This window comes from Pseudomonas fjordensis (assembly GCF_976987115.1).
This window is the reverse complement of the sequence record NZ_OZ336860.1, coordinates 4,035,891-4,052,046: the sequence shown is the minus strand read 5'-3', so window position 1 is coordinate 4,052,046 and position 16,156 is coordinate 4,035,891. Positions and strand designations below refer to the sequence as shown.

General features: G+C 62.0%; 10 protein-coding genes. 4 read left to right on the top strand and 6 right to left on the bottom strand.

The window, feature by feature from the left end; genetic code table 11:
* Positions 1–13 precede the first annotated feature (13 nt).
* The 3 genes from ACWHXD_RS18200 to ACWHXD_RS18190 form a co-directional block, all read right to left on the bottom strand.
* Positions 14–913, bottom strand: coding sequence for a hydroxymethylglutaryl-CoA lyase (locus ACWHXD_RS18200; protein ID WP_138761688.1), 900 nt, complete (start codon positions 911–913; stop codon positions 14–16).
* 16 nt (positions 914–929) lie between these two features.
* The gene (locus tag ACWHXD_RS18195) at positions 930–1,322 is read right to left on the bottom strand and encodes a MerR family transcriptional regulator (RefSeq protein ID WP_032896584.1); all 393 of its coding nucleotides are present in this window, start codon (positions 1,320–1,322) and stop codon (positions 930–932) included.
* A gap of 715 nt (positions 1,323–2,037) precedes the next feature.
* Positions 2,038–2,973: a LysR family transcriptional regulator gene (locus ACWHXD_RS18190; RefSeq protein ID WP_032896586.1), complete on the bottom strand. Its 936-nt coding sequence runs from the start codon at positions 2,971–2,973 to the stop codon at positions 2,038–2,040.
* A 151-nt stretch (positions 2,974–3,124) separates the two neighbouring features.
* Here ACWHXD_RS18190 and ACWHXD_RS18185 point away from each other — a divergent pair, with 151 nt between their 5' ends.
* Positions 3,125–4,354: an acyl-CoA dehydrogenase gene (locus ACWHXD_RS18185; RefSeq protein WP_032896588.1), complete on the top strand. Its 1,230-nt coding sequence runs from the start codon at positions 3,125–3,127 to the stop codon at positions 4,352–4,354.
* Positions 4,355–4,475: 121 nt separating this feature from the next.
* Here ACWHXD_RS18185 and ACWHXD_RS18180 read toward each other — a convergent pair whose 3' ends face one another.
* Together ACWHXD_RS18180 and xthA are read right to left on the bottom strand one after the other, a co-directional pair.
* A complete protein-coding gene (locus ACWHXD_RS18180) occupies positions 4,476–5,807 on the bottom strand; it encodes a substrate-binding domain-containing protein (RefSeq protein ID WP_138761686.1) in 1,332 nt (443 codons plus the stop codon).
* Between the two features lie 606 nt (positions 5,808–6,413).
* Positions 6,414–7,226 (bottom strand): exodeoxyribonuclease III, encoded by an 813-nt coding sequence (xthA, locus tag ACWHXD_RS18175; protein ID WP_032896590.1) that lies wholly within the window; start codon positions 7,224–7,226, stop codon positions 6,414–6,416.
* Positions 7,227–7,393: 167 nt separating this feature from the next.
* On the opposite strand from xthA, the gene ACWHXD_RS18170 reads away from it, so the two are divergent.
* From ACWHXD_RS18170 to ACWHXD_RS18160, 3 genes are all read left to right on the top strand, one after another.
* Positions 7,394–8,038 (top strand): GNAT family N-acetyltransferase, encoded by a 645-nt coding sequence (locus ACWHXD_RS18170; RefSeq protein ID WP_032896591.1) that lies wholly within the window; start codon positions 7,394–7,396, stop codon positions 8,036–8,038.
* A 64-nt stretch (positions 8,039–8,102) separates the two neighbouring features.
* Positions 8,103–9,830 (top strand): autotransporter assembly complex protein TamA, encoded by a 1,728-nt coding sequence (locus tag ACWHXD_RS18165; RefSeq protein ID WP_138761685.1) that lies wholly within the window; start codon positions 8,103–8,105, stop codon positions 9,828–9,830.
* A complete protein-coding gene (locus ACWHXD_RS18160) occupies positions 9,830–13,516 on the top strand; it encodes a translocation/assembly module TamB domain-containing protein (protein WP_499084382.1) in 3,687 nt (1,228 codons plus the stop codon). Before ACWHXD_RS18165 ends, ACWHXD_RS18160 begins: the two co-directional genes overlap by 1 nt.
* A gap of 130 nt (positions 13,517–13,646) precedes the next feature.
* On the opposite strand, the gene ACWHXD_RS18155 is transcribed toward ACWHXD_RS18160, so the two are convergent.
* On the bottom strand, positions 13,647–16,127 hold the full coding sequence (locus tag ACWHXD_RS18155; RefSeq protein ID WP_138761683.1) for a fimbria/pilus outer membrane usher protein: 2,481 nt from the start codon (positions 16,125–16,127) through the stop codon (positions 13,647–13,649).
* Between the last annotated feature and the right edge of the window lie 29 nt (positions 16,128–16,156).

The window sequence follows — 16,156 nt, the reverse complement described above, 5'->3', positions numbered from 1 at the left end:
ACAGCTGTGCTACTCACCCGGCGTTACGCACCTTAGCCACGCGGGACCCGGTTGGCCGTCCCAGCACCTGGCTGATCTGCTGGCCGGCGCCAATCAAGCGTTCCAGGTCGATACCCGTGTTGATACCCAGGCCGTTGAGCAGGTAAAGCACGTCCTCGGTGGCGACGTTACCGCTGGCGCCTTTGGCGTAAGGGCAGCCGCCCAGGCCGGCGATAGAGCTGTCGAACACCGTGATGCCCTCCAGCAGGCTGGCATAGATGTTGGCGATGGCCTGGCCGTAGGTGTCGTGGAAATGCCCGGCCAGCTTGTCCCGTGGCACATGCGCGCCGACCACTTCGAACAGGCGCCGGGTAGCGCCCGCCGTGCCGGTACCGATGGTGTCGCCCAGGGACACTTCATAGCAGCCCATGGCATACAACTCGCGGGCGACCGCCGCTACTTGCTCCGGGGCGATCTCGCCTTCATAGGGGCAACCCAGCACACAGGACACGTAACCGCGTACGCTCACGCCGTGCTGCTTGGCCGAGGCCATGATCGGTGCGAAGCGCTCCAGGCTTTCGCTGATGGAGCAATTGATATTGCGCTGGGAAAACGCCTCGGAGGCCGCCGCAAACACCGCAACTTCCTTGACCCCGGCCGCCAGCGCATCCTCGAAGCCGCGCAGGTTCGGCGCCAGTGCGCCATAGGTCACACCGGGCTTGCGCTGGATCTGTGCAAAGACCTCGGCGGAGCCGGCCATTTGCGGCACCCACTTGGGTGAGACAAAACTGCCGACTTCGATGTAGCTCAAACCGGCGGCGCTCAAGGCGTCTACCAGTTGGACCTTATCCGCCACGCTGATGGGCTGGGCTTCGTTCTGCAAACCGTCGCGCGGGCCGACTTCAACCAGGCGTACGTGGGAGGGGAGAGACATGGCAGTTACCTTCTGATCAATGGCCGGCTTGGCTGATGGTCTGCGCCAGGGCCTGGGTGCAACGCTCTTCAGCGGTGTCCAGTTCCAGCTTCATCTGTTCGATATCCAGCAGTTGCTGTTCCAACTGTTCACGGCGTTCGGCGATCTTGGCCAGCATGCTGTTGAGTTGGATCTGGTTACCACCGGTGGGGTCGTAGAGTTCGATCAACTCGCGGCATTCGGCCAGGGAGAAGCCGATGCGCTTGCCACGCAGGATCAGCTTGAGGCTGACCTTGTCGCGCCCCGAGTAAATGCGCTCCTGGCCCCGACGCTCCGGGGCCAGCAGGCCTTGTTCTTCATAGAACCGAATGGCGCGGGTAGTGATGTCGAGCTCGCGGGCGAGGTCGGAGATGCTGTAGGTGGTGCTCATGGCAATGCTCAAGAAAGTCTTGGCGCTAAGCTAATTGTAGGTTGACGTAAACGTCAAGGGCCGCTGCGCAGCCATCGGCAGCAAGCCTTCTCCCACAGACATAGGTATCTACACAACTTTTGGGCTGTAGCAGCACACGGTAACCACGATGCGAAGCGAGCCGCTCTTGATCTTGATCTGCTTTTGATCTCAGGCGCCCCGTAAAACCACGCTGGCCGTAATTCGACAGGGATTTGGGGGGTAAACCGGCAGGGATGCCGGTTTAGCCGCCCCGCGCCATGGATGGCGCGTGGCGGCGGCCCCCCAAATCACTGGCGGATTACGGGCACACCGAGCCTAGGCGAGGTGCCGAGTGGTGGGGCAAGAGCGTTTTGCTTACTTTTGCGCTGTTCAAAAGTGAGCCGCCGTCAGGGCGGAACCCTAGGTGGCCGTTACCGCAGCAATGGATATGTACACGGTCCAACGGTGTTGACTGTCAGGCCGTCTTCGCAGGCAAGCCAGCTCCCACATTTGGACTGCGGCGCGTCAGGTAGATAGGCGTCGGCTGGCAGGCCGTCATCGCAGGCAAGCCAGCTCCCACATTTGGATCACGGTGCGTCAGTTAGATCAGCGTCGGCTATCAGGCCGTCACGGGAGCAAGCTCCCTCGCCACAGGTTCGGCGTCACACCGAAGTTGTGTAGATACCTATGCGCTCACAGGGGTAGCCCTTCAACTTCAAGCCTGTTGTTTATCCAACTTCTTTTCCTGGGCCGTCACCTGCTGGCACAACTCGATCATCTGTTCACGCATCCAGCGGTTCGCCGGGTCCTGGTCGGTGCTTTCGTGCCAGTACAAATGGGTTTCCACCGGCGGTACATTGTTGACCGGCAGATGGAACCAGTGCAGTTCATGGCGGCGGGCGAAACGCTCGGGCACGGTCATCACCATGTCAGTCTGTTGCAGCACCTGGGAGGCCATCAGGTAATGCTGGGAACGCAGGGCGATCTTGCGCTGGATGCCCATCTTGCCCAGGGCCAGGTCCACATAACCCAAACCGTTGCGACGGCTGGAGATATGAATGTGGGTCAGTGACAGGTAATCATCCAGCGTGAATTTGTCCTTGCCCGCCATCGGGTGGCCCTTGCGCATGGCACACACGTAGCGGTCTTCCATCAGCTTGACGTGGCGCACCTGCGGGTCGGTGTTGAGCGGCGCATCCACGGCAAAATCCAGGCGCCCGGCCGCGAGTTCCTTGGTGGTTTCGCGGCGTTTGGACAGGAAGCTCTCGATCACCACCGTCGGCGCCAGCCGACGCAGGCGCTGGAACAGCAGCGGCAGGATCACGGCTTCGGTCAGGTCGGTCATGCTGATGCGGTAGGTCTTGGCCGCCTGCTGTGGGTTGAAGATGCGGCTTTCCTGCACCGACACGCGCAGCAACGACAACGCATTGCGCACCGGGCCGATGATGTTCTGTGCCATGGGCGTGGGCACCATGCCTTGGGCGGTGCGCACGAACAGCGGGTCGTTGAAGGTTTCGCGCAACCGTGCCAGGGCGTTGGACACCGCCGGCTGGGTGATACCGACGATCTGCCCGGCGCGGGTCAGGTTGGCTTCGGTGTAGATCGCATCAAAGACGATGAAGAGGTTGAGATCGACCTTGCTCAGATTCATTTCGTTGCGCTCTTATTGTGGGGTGCCCATGCGCCGATCATATATCGGTGATGAATGTTAATACACGCCGAGAATAGGCTAGGTAAATTATCAGCGCTGTTCTAGCATCGAATGCATGACCTAAACAACCTCTCAGAGAAGGGAGCTGCTCATGGATTTCGCCTATTCGCCCAAGGTTCAGGAACTGCGTGAACGCGTCACTGCGTTCATGGACGCTTATGTCTATCCGGCCGAACCGGTGTTCGAACGCCAGGTCAGCGAAGGTGATCGCTGGCAGCCCACGGCAATCATGGAAGAACTTAAAGCCAAGGCGAAGGCCGAGGGCTTGTGGAACCTGTTCCTGCCGGAATCCGAACTGGGCGCCGGCCTGAGCAACCTTGAATACGCACCCTTAGCGGAAATCATGGGCCGCTCGTTGCTGGGCCCGGAGCCGTTCAACTGCTCCGCCCCGGACACCGGCAATATGGAAGTGCTGGTGCGCTACGCCAACGAAGAGCAGAAGCAGCGCTGGCTCGAACCCCTACTGCGCGGCGAGATCCGCTCGGCCTTTGCCATGACCGAACCGGATGTGGCGTCCTCGGACGCCACCAACATGGCGGCCCGCGCCGAACGCCAGGGCGACGAGTGGGTGATCAACGGCAAGAAATGGTGGACGTCCGGTGCTTGCGACCCGCGCTGCAAGATCCTGATCTTCATGGGCCTGAGCAACCCCGATGCTCCGCGCCATCAGCAGCACTCAATGATCCTGGTGCCGGTCGATACCCCAGGCGTGAAAATCCTGCGGCCGCTGCCGGTATTCGGCTACGACGATGCGCCTCACGGCCATGCCGAAGTGCTGTTCGATAATGTGCGTGTGCCGTATGAAAACGTGTTGTTGGGCGAAGGCCGTGGCTTCGAGATCGCCCAGGGCCGCCTTGGCCCAGGCCGTATCCACCACTGCATGCGTTCGATCGGCATGGCCGAGCGCGCACTGGAATTGATGTGCAAACGCTCGGTCAGCCGTACCGCGTTCGGCAAGCCCTTGGCACGGTTGGGCGGCAATATCGACAAGATCGCCGACTCACGCATGGAAATTGACATGGCTCGCCTGTTGACCTTGAAGGCGGCGTACATGATGGACACCGTGGGCAACAAAGTGGCGAAAAGCGAAATCGCCCAGATCAAGGTGGTGGCGCCGAATGTGGCCTTGAAGGTCATCGACCGCGCGATCCAGATGCACGGCGGTGCCGGGGTCTCCAACGACTTCCCGCTGGCCTATATGTACGCCATGCAACGTACCTTGCGCCTGGCCGACGGCCCGGACGAAGTGCACCGCGCGGCGATTGGCAAGTTTGAGATTGGCAAATATGTGCCGCGGGAATTGATGCGCGGTGGGCAGTAACACTGATGATCGTTCCCACGCTCTGCGTGGGAACGCCTCCCGTGACGCTCTGCGTCACCCTTTCAAGAACGGACGCGGAGCGTCCAGAGCGGCATTCCCACGCGGAGCGTGGGAACGATCTTCAGTACACCCAAACCTCCACCCGCCGATTCTTGATCCGCCCCTCATCCGCCGTATTGGCCGCCACCGGCATCTGCGCGCCAAACCCGCGAATATCCTTGAGCACCACACCGCTCTTGACCAGCTCCCGGCGCACTGCCATCGCCCGCAATTTCGACAACAAGGCTGCACGTTGTGGGTCATTCTTGGTGTCGCCAAACCCCACCAGCGTCACCTGTTTATCCAGCTTGCCGTGGCTTCTGATATAGGCCACCACCCGCTGCACATCCTGGCGCGCCTTGTTGTCGAGGCTGGCGCTGCCCTCGTCGAAGCGAAAATTCACTGTCAGTCGCTGAGCGTCACGGGCGATGGCCTGGTAGTCGTCGGGCATCGACGGGCGCGGCGCCACGCCAATCGCTTGCACCTGCTGGGCGATAAAGCCATTGGCGGCCACCATCGCCTGGCCCTGGCTGCCTTGGGTAAAGTCCACCAACGCCTTGGCCCACGGGTTGGGGGAAGAGGGCGGCAAGTAGAAGAACAGCCGGCGTGACAGCGGGTAATCTTCGGTGGCGATCAGGCTGGTCAGCGGCAACATGGGTTGCGAGTCGCCATCGGCAATCGCCATCGCCTTGGCCTGGCGCACAGAGGGCAGGCCGATAAAACCAATGCCTTGCGGGTCCTTGCTCACCGCATCGGACAGCTGTTCGCTGGATTCAAAGCGCTTGGCCGACGGCGCGAGGGGTTGGCCGCGGCGGCTCAGCACCAGTTCCCGGAAGGTGTCGAAGGTGCCGGATTGATCATCCCGGGCATATAAATGAATGGCCCCGCCTGTACCGCCCAGGGCCTCCCAGGTGCTGACTTCGCCGTTGAAGATCTGCGCCAATTGTTCGGTGTTCAGGGTACTGAGCGGGTTACGCGGGTTGACGATAATTGCCAGGCCATCGATGGCGATCACATGCTCGGCGCCTGGGCTTTTCAAGTCACCTAAGGGGGCGAGGTCCACCAGCTCGTTGTCTTTGATCGGGCGGGACGCTGCGGCGAGGTCGGCGCGGTTGTTTTTCAGCGCCGTAAAGCCGGTGCTGGAACCGTGGGCCGCGACCTCGATGGTGACCGTCTGGCCTTGGCGTGTCTTGCCGACCACGCGCTGTTCATTAGCCCCCGCACCCGCTTCAGCGTGTACGTCCTGCAAGCCCTGATGCTCCATCAAACCCTTGACCAGCGCCGGGCCGAGTGCTGCGCCGATGGTGTTGGAGCCCTGGATGCGCAGGGCCGGGCCTTGGTCGGGAATGGGCAGAGGGGCCGCCACGGCGGGGAGGGCGATTGCAAAACACAGGAACAGAACGCGCAGCATCATGCCGGCACCTTCTCAAGCCAAAGGGAGTGCCGCAAGATTAAGTCAGTTGGATTGCAGCCATATGACCGACACAACACGGTTCAAGCTGTGGGAGCTGGCTTGCCTGCGATAGCGGCCTGGCAGCCGACACCTATCTACCTGACACCCCCGCGATCCAATTGTGGGAGCGGGCTTGCTCGCGAAGGCGGCCTGGCAGGTAACACAGTTGGATGGTGTACATATCCATTGCTGCGGTAACGGCTGCTTAGGGTTCCGCCCTGACGGCGGCTCACTTTTGAACAGCGCAAAAGTAAGCAAAACGCTCTTGCCCCACCACTCGGCACCTCGCTTGGGCTCGGTGTGCCCGAACACAGGCTTGAATCCGTGGGCCGCCGCCACGCGCCATCCATGGCGCGGGGCGGCTAACCCGGCGTCCTGCCGGGTTACCCACGAATTCAAGCCTGCGTTCGGCCAGCGTGGTTTAACGGGGCGCCTGAGATCAAGATCAAAAGCAGATCAAGATCAAGAGCGGCTCGCTTCGCATCGTGGTTACCGTTGAGCGCTACAGAGCTGTGTAGATACCTATGGCAATCGCAGGCAAGCCAGCTCCCACATTGGAGCGTAGTGTCAGCTCAGCTCCAGCCAGATCGGCGCATGGTCCGACGGTTTCTCCAACCCGCGCAAATCGTAATCCACCCCCGCATCCTTGACCCGTGGCACCAAACCAGTGGAGGCCATGATCACGTCGATGCGCAGCCCGCGCTTGGGCTCGTCCTCAAAGCCACGGCTGCGGTAATCGAACCAGCTGAAGCGGTCGGTCACGTCCGGGTTGAGGTGGCGGAAGCTGTCCACCAGGCCCCAGCTCTTCAGGCGCTCCATCCACTCGCGTTCTTCCGGCAGGAAGCTGCACTTGCCGGTTTTCAGCCAGCGCTTGGCGTTGTCGGCGCCGATGCCGATGTCGCAGTCTTGTGGGGAAATGTTCACGTCGCCCATCACCACCAGCGCCTGGTCGTTGCTGAACTGGGTTTCCAGCAGGTGCTGCAAGTCTGCGTAGAAGCGCTGCTTGGCCGGGAACTTGGTCGGGTGGTCGCGGCTTTCGCCCTGGGGGAAGTAGCCGTTCATGATGGTCACCGGCTGGCCGTTTTCATCGGCGAAGGTGCCCCAGATAAACCGGCGCTGGGCGTCTTCTTCATCGCTGGCAAAGCCTTTGTGCACGCTCAACGCTTCTTTGCGCGAGAGCAGGGCCACGCCGTAGTGGCCTTTCTGCCCGTGGTAGTACACGTGGTAACCCAGGGCCTGCACTTCGGCCAATGGGAACTGATCATCGTGGACCTTGGTTTCCTGCAGGCCGATCACGTCCGGTTGATGCTTTTCAATCAGCGCCGCCAACTGATGAGGGCGAGCACGCAGCCCGTTGATATTGAAGGAGACGATTTTCATGGTCGGCAGTCCAGTCTGGCAAAAGGGCGATGCTAGCCGACAAGTCGGACGGGGGCCAGCGTGGCGGTAGGGTGAATGCGCTGCTAATGTGGGAACGACTGGTGCTGTGTAGGTTCGTACCCATAAGAACGCCATCTTTTTCAGTGGCGCCCAGGGAGATTGACTGTATGCCTGAGACGTCGACTGCCGAAATCCGCCTGCTCAATAGCGGCTACTCCCGTGAAGCGCGATCCCTGCTGTACCAGGCGTATCGCCATGAGCCAACCTTCGCCTACATCTTCGAAGCCGAGCGGTCGGGCTATGAGCAGCGAGTACGTGCCACTGTGCGCGAACTGGTCAAGCAGCACTTCTTTCAGAAACTCCCGGCCATCGGCCTGTTCGTCAATGACCGGCTGATCGGCATCGCCTTGATCGCACCCCCCCAGCGGCGCCTGGGCATCACCGAAAGCTGGGCCTGGCAAATCCGTATGTGGCTGAGCACCGGCGTGCGCGGTACGCGGCGTTACTTGGAATACCATCATGCCGTCATGGCGTGCCTGCCCACCGAATCTGTGCATGTGTTGCCGCTGCTGGGCATTCACCCGCAGTTTCAGGGCAAGCACCATGGTGAGCAGTTGCTGGAAGCGGTACACAATTGGTGTGCCGACGACCCGCATTCATCCGGCGTGGTGCTCGACACTGGCAATTCCCGCTATCTGGATTTCTACAAGCGCCAGGGCTATGAGGAAATCGGCGAAGTCGCCGTAGGGCCGGTGCGCGAGCATGTGTTTTTCCATCCCAATCCCCAGGCGTTACATCCTGCAACGGCTTAGAACAGAATTATTCAGACTAATCCGGGTTCAAAGTTCCTCCCTCGCTCGTGTAGCATCCGCGCCTATGAAGTTTCCAGGAAGATTTACCAGCGGCTTGATTCTGCTGTTCACAAGCTGCGGCGCCTTGGCGCAAAGCGAACTGGACGTGCGGATCAAACCCTCAAACGACGCGCTGAAAGCCAACATCGAAGGCTATATCGGCGGGGTGGGCGATCGTGATGAAGAAGCCTTGCTGCGGTTCAGCCGTGGCGCCGAGGAGCAGGCGCGTAAAGCCGCGCAGGCCCTGGGCTACTATCAGCCACAGATCGCCAGCGATGTGAAGGGCGGCAAGAACCCGCGCCTGACCCTCACCATCGACCCCGGCGAACCGGTGCATTTGCGCAACGTGACCCTGCGAGTCGATGGCCCGGCTGCGAGCCTCAAGGCCTTTCGCGTGCCCGCCAGCGACGACCTCAAGCCCGGCGCCGTGCTCAACCACGGCCATTACGAAGACGCCAAGCGCCTGATCCAGAACCAGGCCTCGCGCTACGGCTTTTTCAGTGGGCGCTTCACCAGCCAGAAACTTGCCGTGGACCCTCAAGCGGGCGTGGCCGACATCGAACTTATTTATGACAGCGGCCCGCGCTACAGCATGGGCAAGGTCAGCTTCACCGGCGACACGCCCTTTGATGAAGAGCTGTTGCAGCGCATGGTGCCGTTCAAACCCGGCACGCCCTATGACTCTGAACTGGTCGCCGAACTCAATCAGAACCTGCAAGCCAGCGGTTTCTTTGAAGGCGTGCGCGTGGATGCCAGCCCCACCGCCGCCACCGATGACGTGATCCCGGTGGCGGTGCAACTGGACACCCGCAAGCCGCGCACCATGGGCCTGGGCCTGGGTTACTCCACCGACGTCGGCCCACGGGGCAAAGCCAACTGGACGCGCCATTGGGTTAACCCCCAGGGCCACAGTTATGGCTGGGAAGCCGAACTGTCGGCGCCGCGGCAGAACGTCGGGCTGTGGTACGACATCCCGCTCGACCCGCCGCTCACCGACAAACTGCGCTTTGCCGGTGGCTACCAGAATGAAGAGATCGCCAACACCGACACCCTGAGCAAGCTGCTCACCATCGGCCCCGAATGGCACAGCAAGCTGCCCAGTGGCTGGACGCGGGTGATCTCCCTCAAGTACCAGCGCGAAGAATATCGCCTAGGCAATGACTCGGGCCTGAGTAACCTGCTGATGCCAGGCGTGAGTTATTCCTACCTGCGCAGTGACAACCGCATCGACCCGCACCATGGTTACCGGCTGATGTTCGACACCAAGGTCGCCAAGGAGGGCGCGGGGTCCGACACCAACCTGCTTTACGGCACAGCGACGGTCAAGGGCTTGACCACCTTGTGGGACAACCACCGCTTCCTGGGCCGTGCGCAGTTTGGTGGCAGTGCCACCAACGGCTACAAATCCGTGCCGCCTTCCTTGCGTTTCTTTGCCGGTGGCGACCAGAGCGTGCGCGGCTACGAGTACCAGACGCTGTCGCCCGAGAACGATCGCGGCGACCGCATCGGTGGCCGCTACATGGTGGCCTTGAGCGCCGAGTATCAATATTCCATCACCGATAAATGGCGTATCGCGACCTTTGTCGATCAGGGCAACTCCTTTAACAACCTGGACTTGCCCAGCCTGAAAACCGGTGTTGGCGTCGGCGTGCGCTGGGTGTCGCCGGTGGGGCCGATTCGCCTCGACCTGGCCCATGCCCTCGAAGATCCGGGCGGCGTTCGCTTGCACTTTTCCATGGGGCCTGAGCTGTGATGCGTGGTTTGAAAATAGCGGGGCTGGCGCTGGTCGCCATCCTCGCCTTGCTGTTAGTGGCGCTGTGGTCGGTGCTCGGCACCCAGGCGGGCAGTCGCTGGGCCCTGGGCCAGGTGCCAGGGTTGAGCGTGGAAAATTTCCAGGGGCGTCTGGGCGGGCAATGGAGCGCCGATCATTTGCTGTGGCAGCAGGACGGCAGCCGGGTCGAGCTGAATGCGCCGATATTTGACTGGTCGCCCGGCTGCCTGCTGCGCATGACCCTGTGCATCAACCGACTGGATGTGGAACAGGTCAGCCTGGAGTTCGCCCCCAGTGATGAAGAGAGCGACAGCGGGCCGATTCAACTGCCCGACCTGAAGCTGCCGGTTGCCCTGCAGTTGGGCGATGTGCGCATTGGCAGCCTGCTGTTCAATGGCAGTGAAGAACTCAAGGGCCTGCAATTGGCCGCGCACTGGACCGCCGCCGGCTTGCAGATCGACTCGGTGCACCTGCAGCGCGACGATCTGGTGCTGGACCTCGCAGGCCTGCTGCAACCTACCGGCGATTGGCCGCTGAATGCCACCGGCAACCTGAGCTTGCCCTACGCCCCAGGCGGCGCCCCCTGGACGGTCGCGCTCAAGCTCGACGGCGACCTGCTCAAAACCCTCAAGCTCGACGCCGACAGCAGTGGCTACCTGCCGGCCAAGCTCACTGGCGAGCTGCAACCCCTGGTGGAACACCTGCCGGCGCAGTTGCACATCACCTCCGAATCTTTCAAACCCAGCGCGGACCTGCCCGATACCTTGCAACTCAACCAACTGGACCTGAGTGCCAAAGGCGACCTCAACAGTGGCTACCAGTTGCTGGGCAAGGCCGTGCTCCCGGCCGAAAAAGGCCCGGTGGATTTACTGCTCAAGGGCAAGGTTGACGCCAAGGGCGCACAGATTGCCGGCCTGGACCTGACGGCTGGCGACAAGCAAAGCCTCAAGCTCAGTGCCAACCTGGACTGGCAGCAAGGCTTCAGTGCTGACGCCAAGATCGACTGGCTGGACTTCCCCTGGCATCGCCTCTATCCGGTCATCGACGAACCACAAGTGGCCTTGCACACCTTCAACGGTGAAGTCTCCTATCAGGACGGCAACTACCTGGGCAATCTCAAGGCCGACCTCGACGGCCCGGCAGGCAAGTTCAATGTGGTCACGCCGTTCAGTGGCGACCTTAAGCAAGTCTTCCTGCCTGAGCTGAAGCTGAGCGCCGGCCAGGGCAAGGCCGAAGGCCACCTGAACCTGCAATTTGCCGACGGCATTGCCTGGGACACCGCGCTGGATCTGTCGGCGCTGAACCCGGCCTACTGGGTCGCCGAGTTGCCCGGCACCCTGGCCGGACCGCTGCGCAGCAAAGGCGAGTTCAAAAATGAACAGCTCAAGCTCAACGCCGACCTGGACCTCAAGGGCCGCCTGCGTGGCCAAACCGCCGTGCTCGCGGCCAAGGCCGAAGGCGCCGGCGAACAATGGACCCTCGCCAACCTGGACATCCGCCTGGGCGATAACCGCATCAACGGCAGCGGCAGCCTGCAACAGCGCCTGGCCGGGCAGATAGACATCAAGCTGGCACGCTTGGCCCAGCTCTGGCCGCAACTGCGCGGGCAAGTCAACGGGCGTGTCGAGGTGGCCGGCACCTTGAAAGCCCCTCAAGGCAAGCTCGACCTCAAGGGCCAGCAACTGGCCTTTGCCGACAACCGCCTGCAAAGCCTCAACCTGGACGCCAACCTCGATAGCGCCCAACGCGCCAAGCTCGACCTCAAGGCCAACGGCATTCAAAGCGGCGAGACGCAAGTCGGCAACCTCACCGCCAGCGCCCAGGGCGATATCAAGAACCAGAAGGTCCAACTGACCCTGACCGGCCCGCTGGTCAAACTGGCCCTGGCCCTGGACGGCAACCTCGACAAAGACAACTGGCGCGGGCGCCTGGCCAGCGGCGACGTGCAAGCCGGTGGCCAGGACTGGCGGCTGCAAGCCCCGGCGAAGATCGAACGCCTGGCCGATGGCAAGCTGACCTTCGGCGCGCACTGCTGGGTCTCCGGCGGCGCCAGCCTGTGTGGCGAAGACCAGCGCCTGATGCCCGAGCCGAAGCTGCGTTACCACCTCAAGCAATTCCCCCTCGACAGCCTCGCGGCGTTTTTGCCCAAAGACTTCGCCTGGCAGGGCAAGCTCAACGCCGATGTGCAACTCGACCTGCCCCAGAGCGGCCCAAAGGGTGTGGTCGCGGTGGACGCCAGTGGCGGCACCTTGCGCGTGCGTGACAAGGGCCAGTGGTTGGATTTCCCCTACGACACCCTGAAGCTGGAAACCACCCTCAACCCCAAGCGCATCGACACCCAGCTGAGTTTCCGCGGCGGCAAGCTCGGCGAGTTGTTGTTGCAGGCGCAGATCAACCCGCTGCCGAACAACAAACCGATCACTGGCACCTTCAGCCTCGCCGGCCTGGACCTTTCCGTCGCGCGGCCCTTTGTGCCCATGGTGGAAAAACTCACCGGCAAGCTCAACGGCAGCGGCCGCATCTCCGGCGGCTTGCTTGCGCCTTTGGTCAACGGCAACCTGAACCTGGTGGGCGGCGAAGTCTCCGGGCCCGAACTGCCCATCAGCCTCGAGGGCCTGAACCTGCAGGCGCAGATCGCCGGCGAAAGCGTGCAGCTCAACGGCGCCTGGCACAGCGGCAAGGCCGGGCAGGGCAGCCTTACGGGCCAGATCGACTGGGGCCGCGCCCTAGTGGTCGACCTCAGCCTCAAAGGCTCGCAACTGCCGGTCACCGTGGAACCCTACGCCAAGCTGGAAGTGGCCCCCGACCTGAAAATCAGCCTCAAGGACGACAAACTGGCGATTGCCGGCAAAGTCCACATTCCCCGTGGCGACATCACCGTGCGCGAACTGCCGCCTTCGACGGTCAAGGTCTCCGACGACACCGTGATCATCGGCAGCCAGACCGAAGAGGGCAAACCGCCGATGGCCATGGCGATGGATATCGACGTGGAAGTAGGCGAAGACCAGCTCAACTTCGCCGGCTTCGGCCTCACCGCCAAGGTCCAGGGCCATGTGCACATCGGCGACAACATGGACACCCGCGGCGAGCTGTGGCTCAACGACGGCCGCTACCGCGCCTACGGCCAGCGCCTCAACGTGCGTCGCGCACGGCTGCTGTTTGCCGGGCCGCTGGACCAGCCCTTCCTGGACATCGAAGCCGTGCGCGTGGTGGTCGAACCGTCCCGCACCGTGACCGCCGGTATACGCCTGAGCGGCAGCGCCGAACAGCCCACCACGCAGATCTTCTCCGAGCCGACCATGGCCCAGGAAGATGCGCTGTCGTACTTGGTGCTGGGCCGTTCGCGCACCAACACCGGCGAAGACAACAACATGCTCGCCGAAGCCGCCCTGGGCCTGGGCTTGATGGGCAGCGCCGGGGTGACCACGGATATCGCCAATAAGCTGGGGATTCAGGACTTTGATCTGGATACCCAAGGCACTGGCAACAGTACGGCGGTGGTGGCCAGCGGCAAGATTAACGAGAAGCTCAGCCTGCGTTATGGGGTAGGGGTGTTCGAGCCGGCTAACACTATTGCGTTGCGTTATTTGCTGAGCAAGAAGGTGTACCTGGAGGTGGCGACGGGTGTGGCCAGTTCATTGGATATCTTCTACAAACGCGACTTCTAAGCCTTGCCCGGTCAAAAAATGTAGGAGCGAGCTTGCTCGCGAAGAACGTCAACGATAACGCGTGCATCCTGAATGCACGCGGCGCCCGTGCGTTTTTCGCGAGCAAGCTCGCTCCTACAAGGCCGGCGAACTAAGGACGGCAAGTCAGCTCAACCCGCTCATAGTTCAGCGCCTTATCACGTTGTGGCAACGCATAAGGCGCCTCGCACCGTTGCCCCTGCCAACTGATCACCAGGGTGCCCGTGTCGGCCTCAACCAACGCCAGGGCCTTGCCGCCAGGATCGGCAATTGCGATCTGCTTGCCCGCGCTGTCTTCCAGCGCCGCGCCAAACGGAATCGGCTGGTGCTGGGCATCGAACAAGGCAAACTGCACACGTCGGCCAGTCTTACTGGCATAGCGCGCCAGTACTACCGCACCACGTCGCGGCACCACTTGCTGAGTGGCATTGTCGATCTCGATATCAGTGCCCAGGTCACGGGTGTCCAGGCTGATCCAGTTGACGCGATAGGGTTGTGCGTTGGGCACCACAGCAAAGCCGTTGCTGCCTGTCTTTGCACCGGAAAAGCTGCCGATCTTCGCTCCCTTGACCCCTTCAACCTGCGCCAGCGCAAAGGTCTCACCCACGGTTTGCCCCAGATTGATCCCGCCCGCATGCCCCACCACGGAACCGGCCAGGTTAAGGTTCTGCGAGTTATACCCGCGCCCCTGGTTGTAACCGGCACTGATATCCATCATCGAGGTGCGGGTGCTGAGGTTGGCCGAGCCGGTACTGCCGCCGGTGCTGCTGTTGCCGCCTTGCACCGAGTAATAAGTGTCGCTGTCTTCGGACAGGTAGCCGTTGATGCCCACTTGGGTGGTGTTACTGGCCTTCTGCGTGCTGGCGGAGACAAACGCCCGCGGTGCACGGGGTTTTGAGCCCAGGGGGAAGGACAGCGACAGGTTGACCAGCGTGTCGTTGTTCGCCGGCCCGTAGTTGCCGACATCCTTGGTGTAGGTTGCGCCCAGGTTGTAACTCACCTCGCCCCAATAGTTGCTGTAGCCCGCCGACAGGCTTTGCGAACCCCCACGGCCCCAGTAGCGCTGGTCACTGGCATTCACGTAAATGGTGCCATATTGCTGGTTGCGGCCAAGGCTCTGGTTGATGGTGAGATCGGTACGGGTTTTCGAGTTGCCGGTGCGCTTCTGGCCTTCATGGCTCAGTTCCTCGACGTGATCGCTGAGGGTGCGGTAACCCTCGGTGGAATAGCGATAAGCGGCGAGGGTGAAGCTGGTGTCGGTGCCGGTAAACGTCTTGGCATACAAGGCCCGCACGCTGTTGCCCGTGACCGCCTGGCCAAAGGTGCGACTGACCGAATGGGTCACGTCCAGGGACACCGCACCGATGGAGGTATTGCGGCCGGCACCGATGGACATCGCCTGGAAATTCTCCGTGGCCTGGGCACCGATGATCCCGGACAGGTTGCTGCTGATGCCGTAGGCCAGGGTGCTGCTGACAAACTGCGGCGACTTCTGGTCATCATTGTTGCTGTTGTACTGCCCGGCCGACACGCTGTATTTGAGTTGGCCCTGGCGCACCATGATCGGCAAGCTGGAAAACGCCTGCACCGTGACCCGGCGTCGGCCATCGGCTTCGATGATCGTCACTTCCAGGTCGCCGTTGGAGCCGCTGGGGTAAATGTCGCTGATCTCGAACGGGCCCGGCGGTACGTTAGCCGTGTACAGGACGTAGTTGTTCTGGCGAATTTCCACGGTCGCGCTGGACTGGGCAACTCCCCGAATGATCGGCGCATAGCCGCGCTCGCTGTCGGCACGCATGCCGTCGTCCGAGGCCAGTTTCAAGCCGCGATAGCGCACGCTGTCGAACAGGTCGGCGTCGGAGAAAATATCCCCGGCGCTGAACTGGCCCTTCAACGCCGTGAGGTCATGCTGCAGGTAGCTGCGGTTGCTTTTGAACGTACTGGGGCGACCGGTGCTGCTGTTGAAGTTCGATTCGTTACGCAGCCGCCAGCCGCCCAGGTTGATGCCATTGCGCAGGCCAATGTTGTTGGAGAGCGTGGTTTCACCTTGGTTGCTGTTGCGGCTGCTGCTCAGTTGGTAGTTGATGAACGCGGCGGGCACACCATCGTCCCATAAGGCCGGGTCTACATAGCCGCGCCGGCCACGTTCCATCGCGCTTTGGGGCACGCTGACCAGCAAGCGCAGGCGCGGTACGTCATAGCGCACGCTGGCCTGGTCGATCAGGGCGGGCAGGTCGATGCAGGCGTTGGGGTCATCGCCGGCCAGTTTGCCGGCCGCTTGCAGCCTGGCGATATCGACTCCCAATTGCTGCACCATCTCAAGGGTCAGGCAGGCCTCGGCTTTGCCCGTGGCCGGGTTGTGGCGAAAGTCGATATCGCGACGGCCCACCAGGGTGTCGTTGCCGTACAGGTCGACCCGGTAGTTGCCGGGCAGCACAGTGCTGCTGGCGAGCAGTGCTTGTACGTCGACGGCAGAGGCTGCGCCCTGCAGAAACGAGGTATTGAATTGTTCTTCGCCGTCGGCCAGGCAGGCGTTGCTGAAGATCAGGGCCACCGACAGCGGTGCCAATCCTTGGTACTTGAATACAAACATGCAGGAACCCTATATCACCTCCGATACGA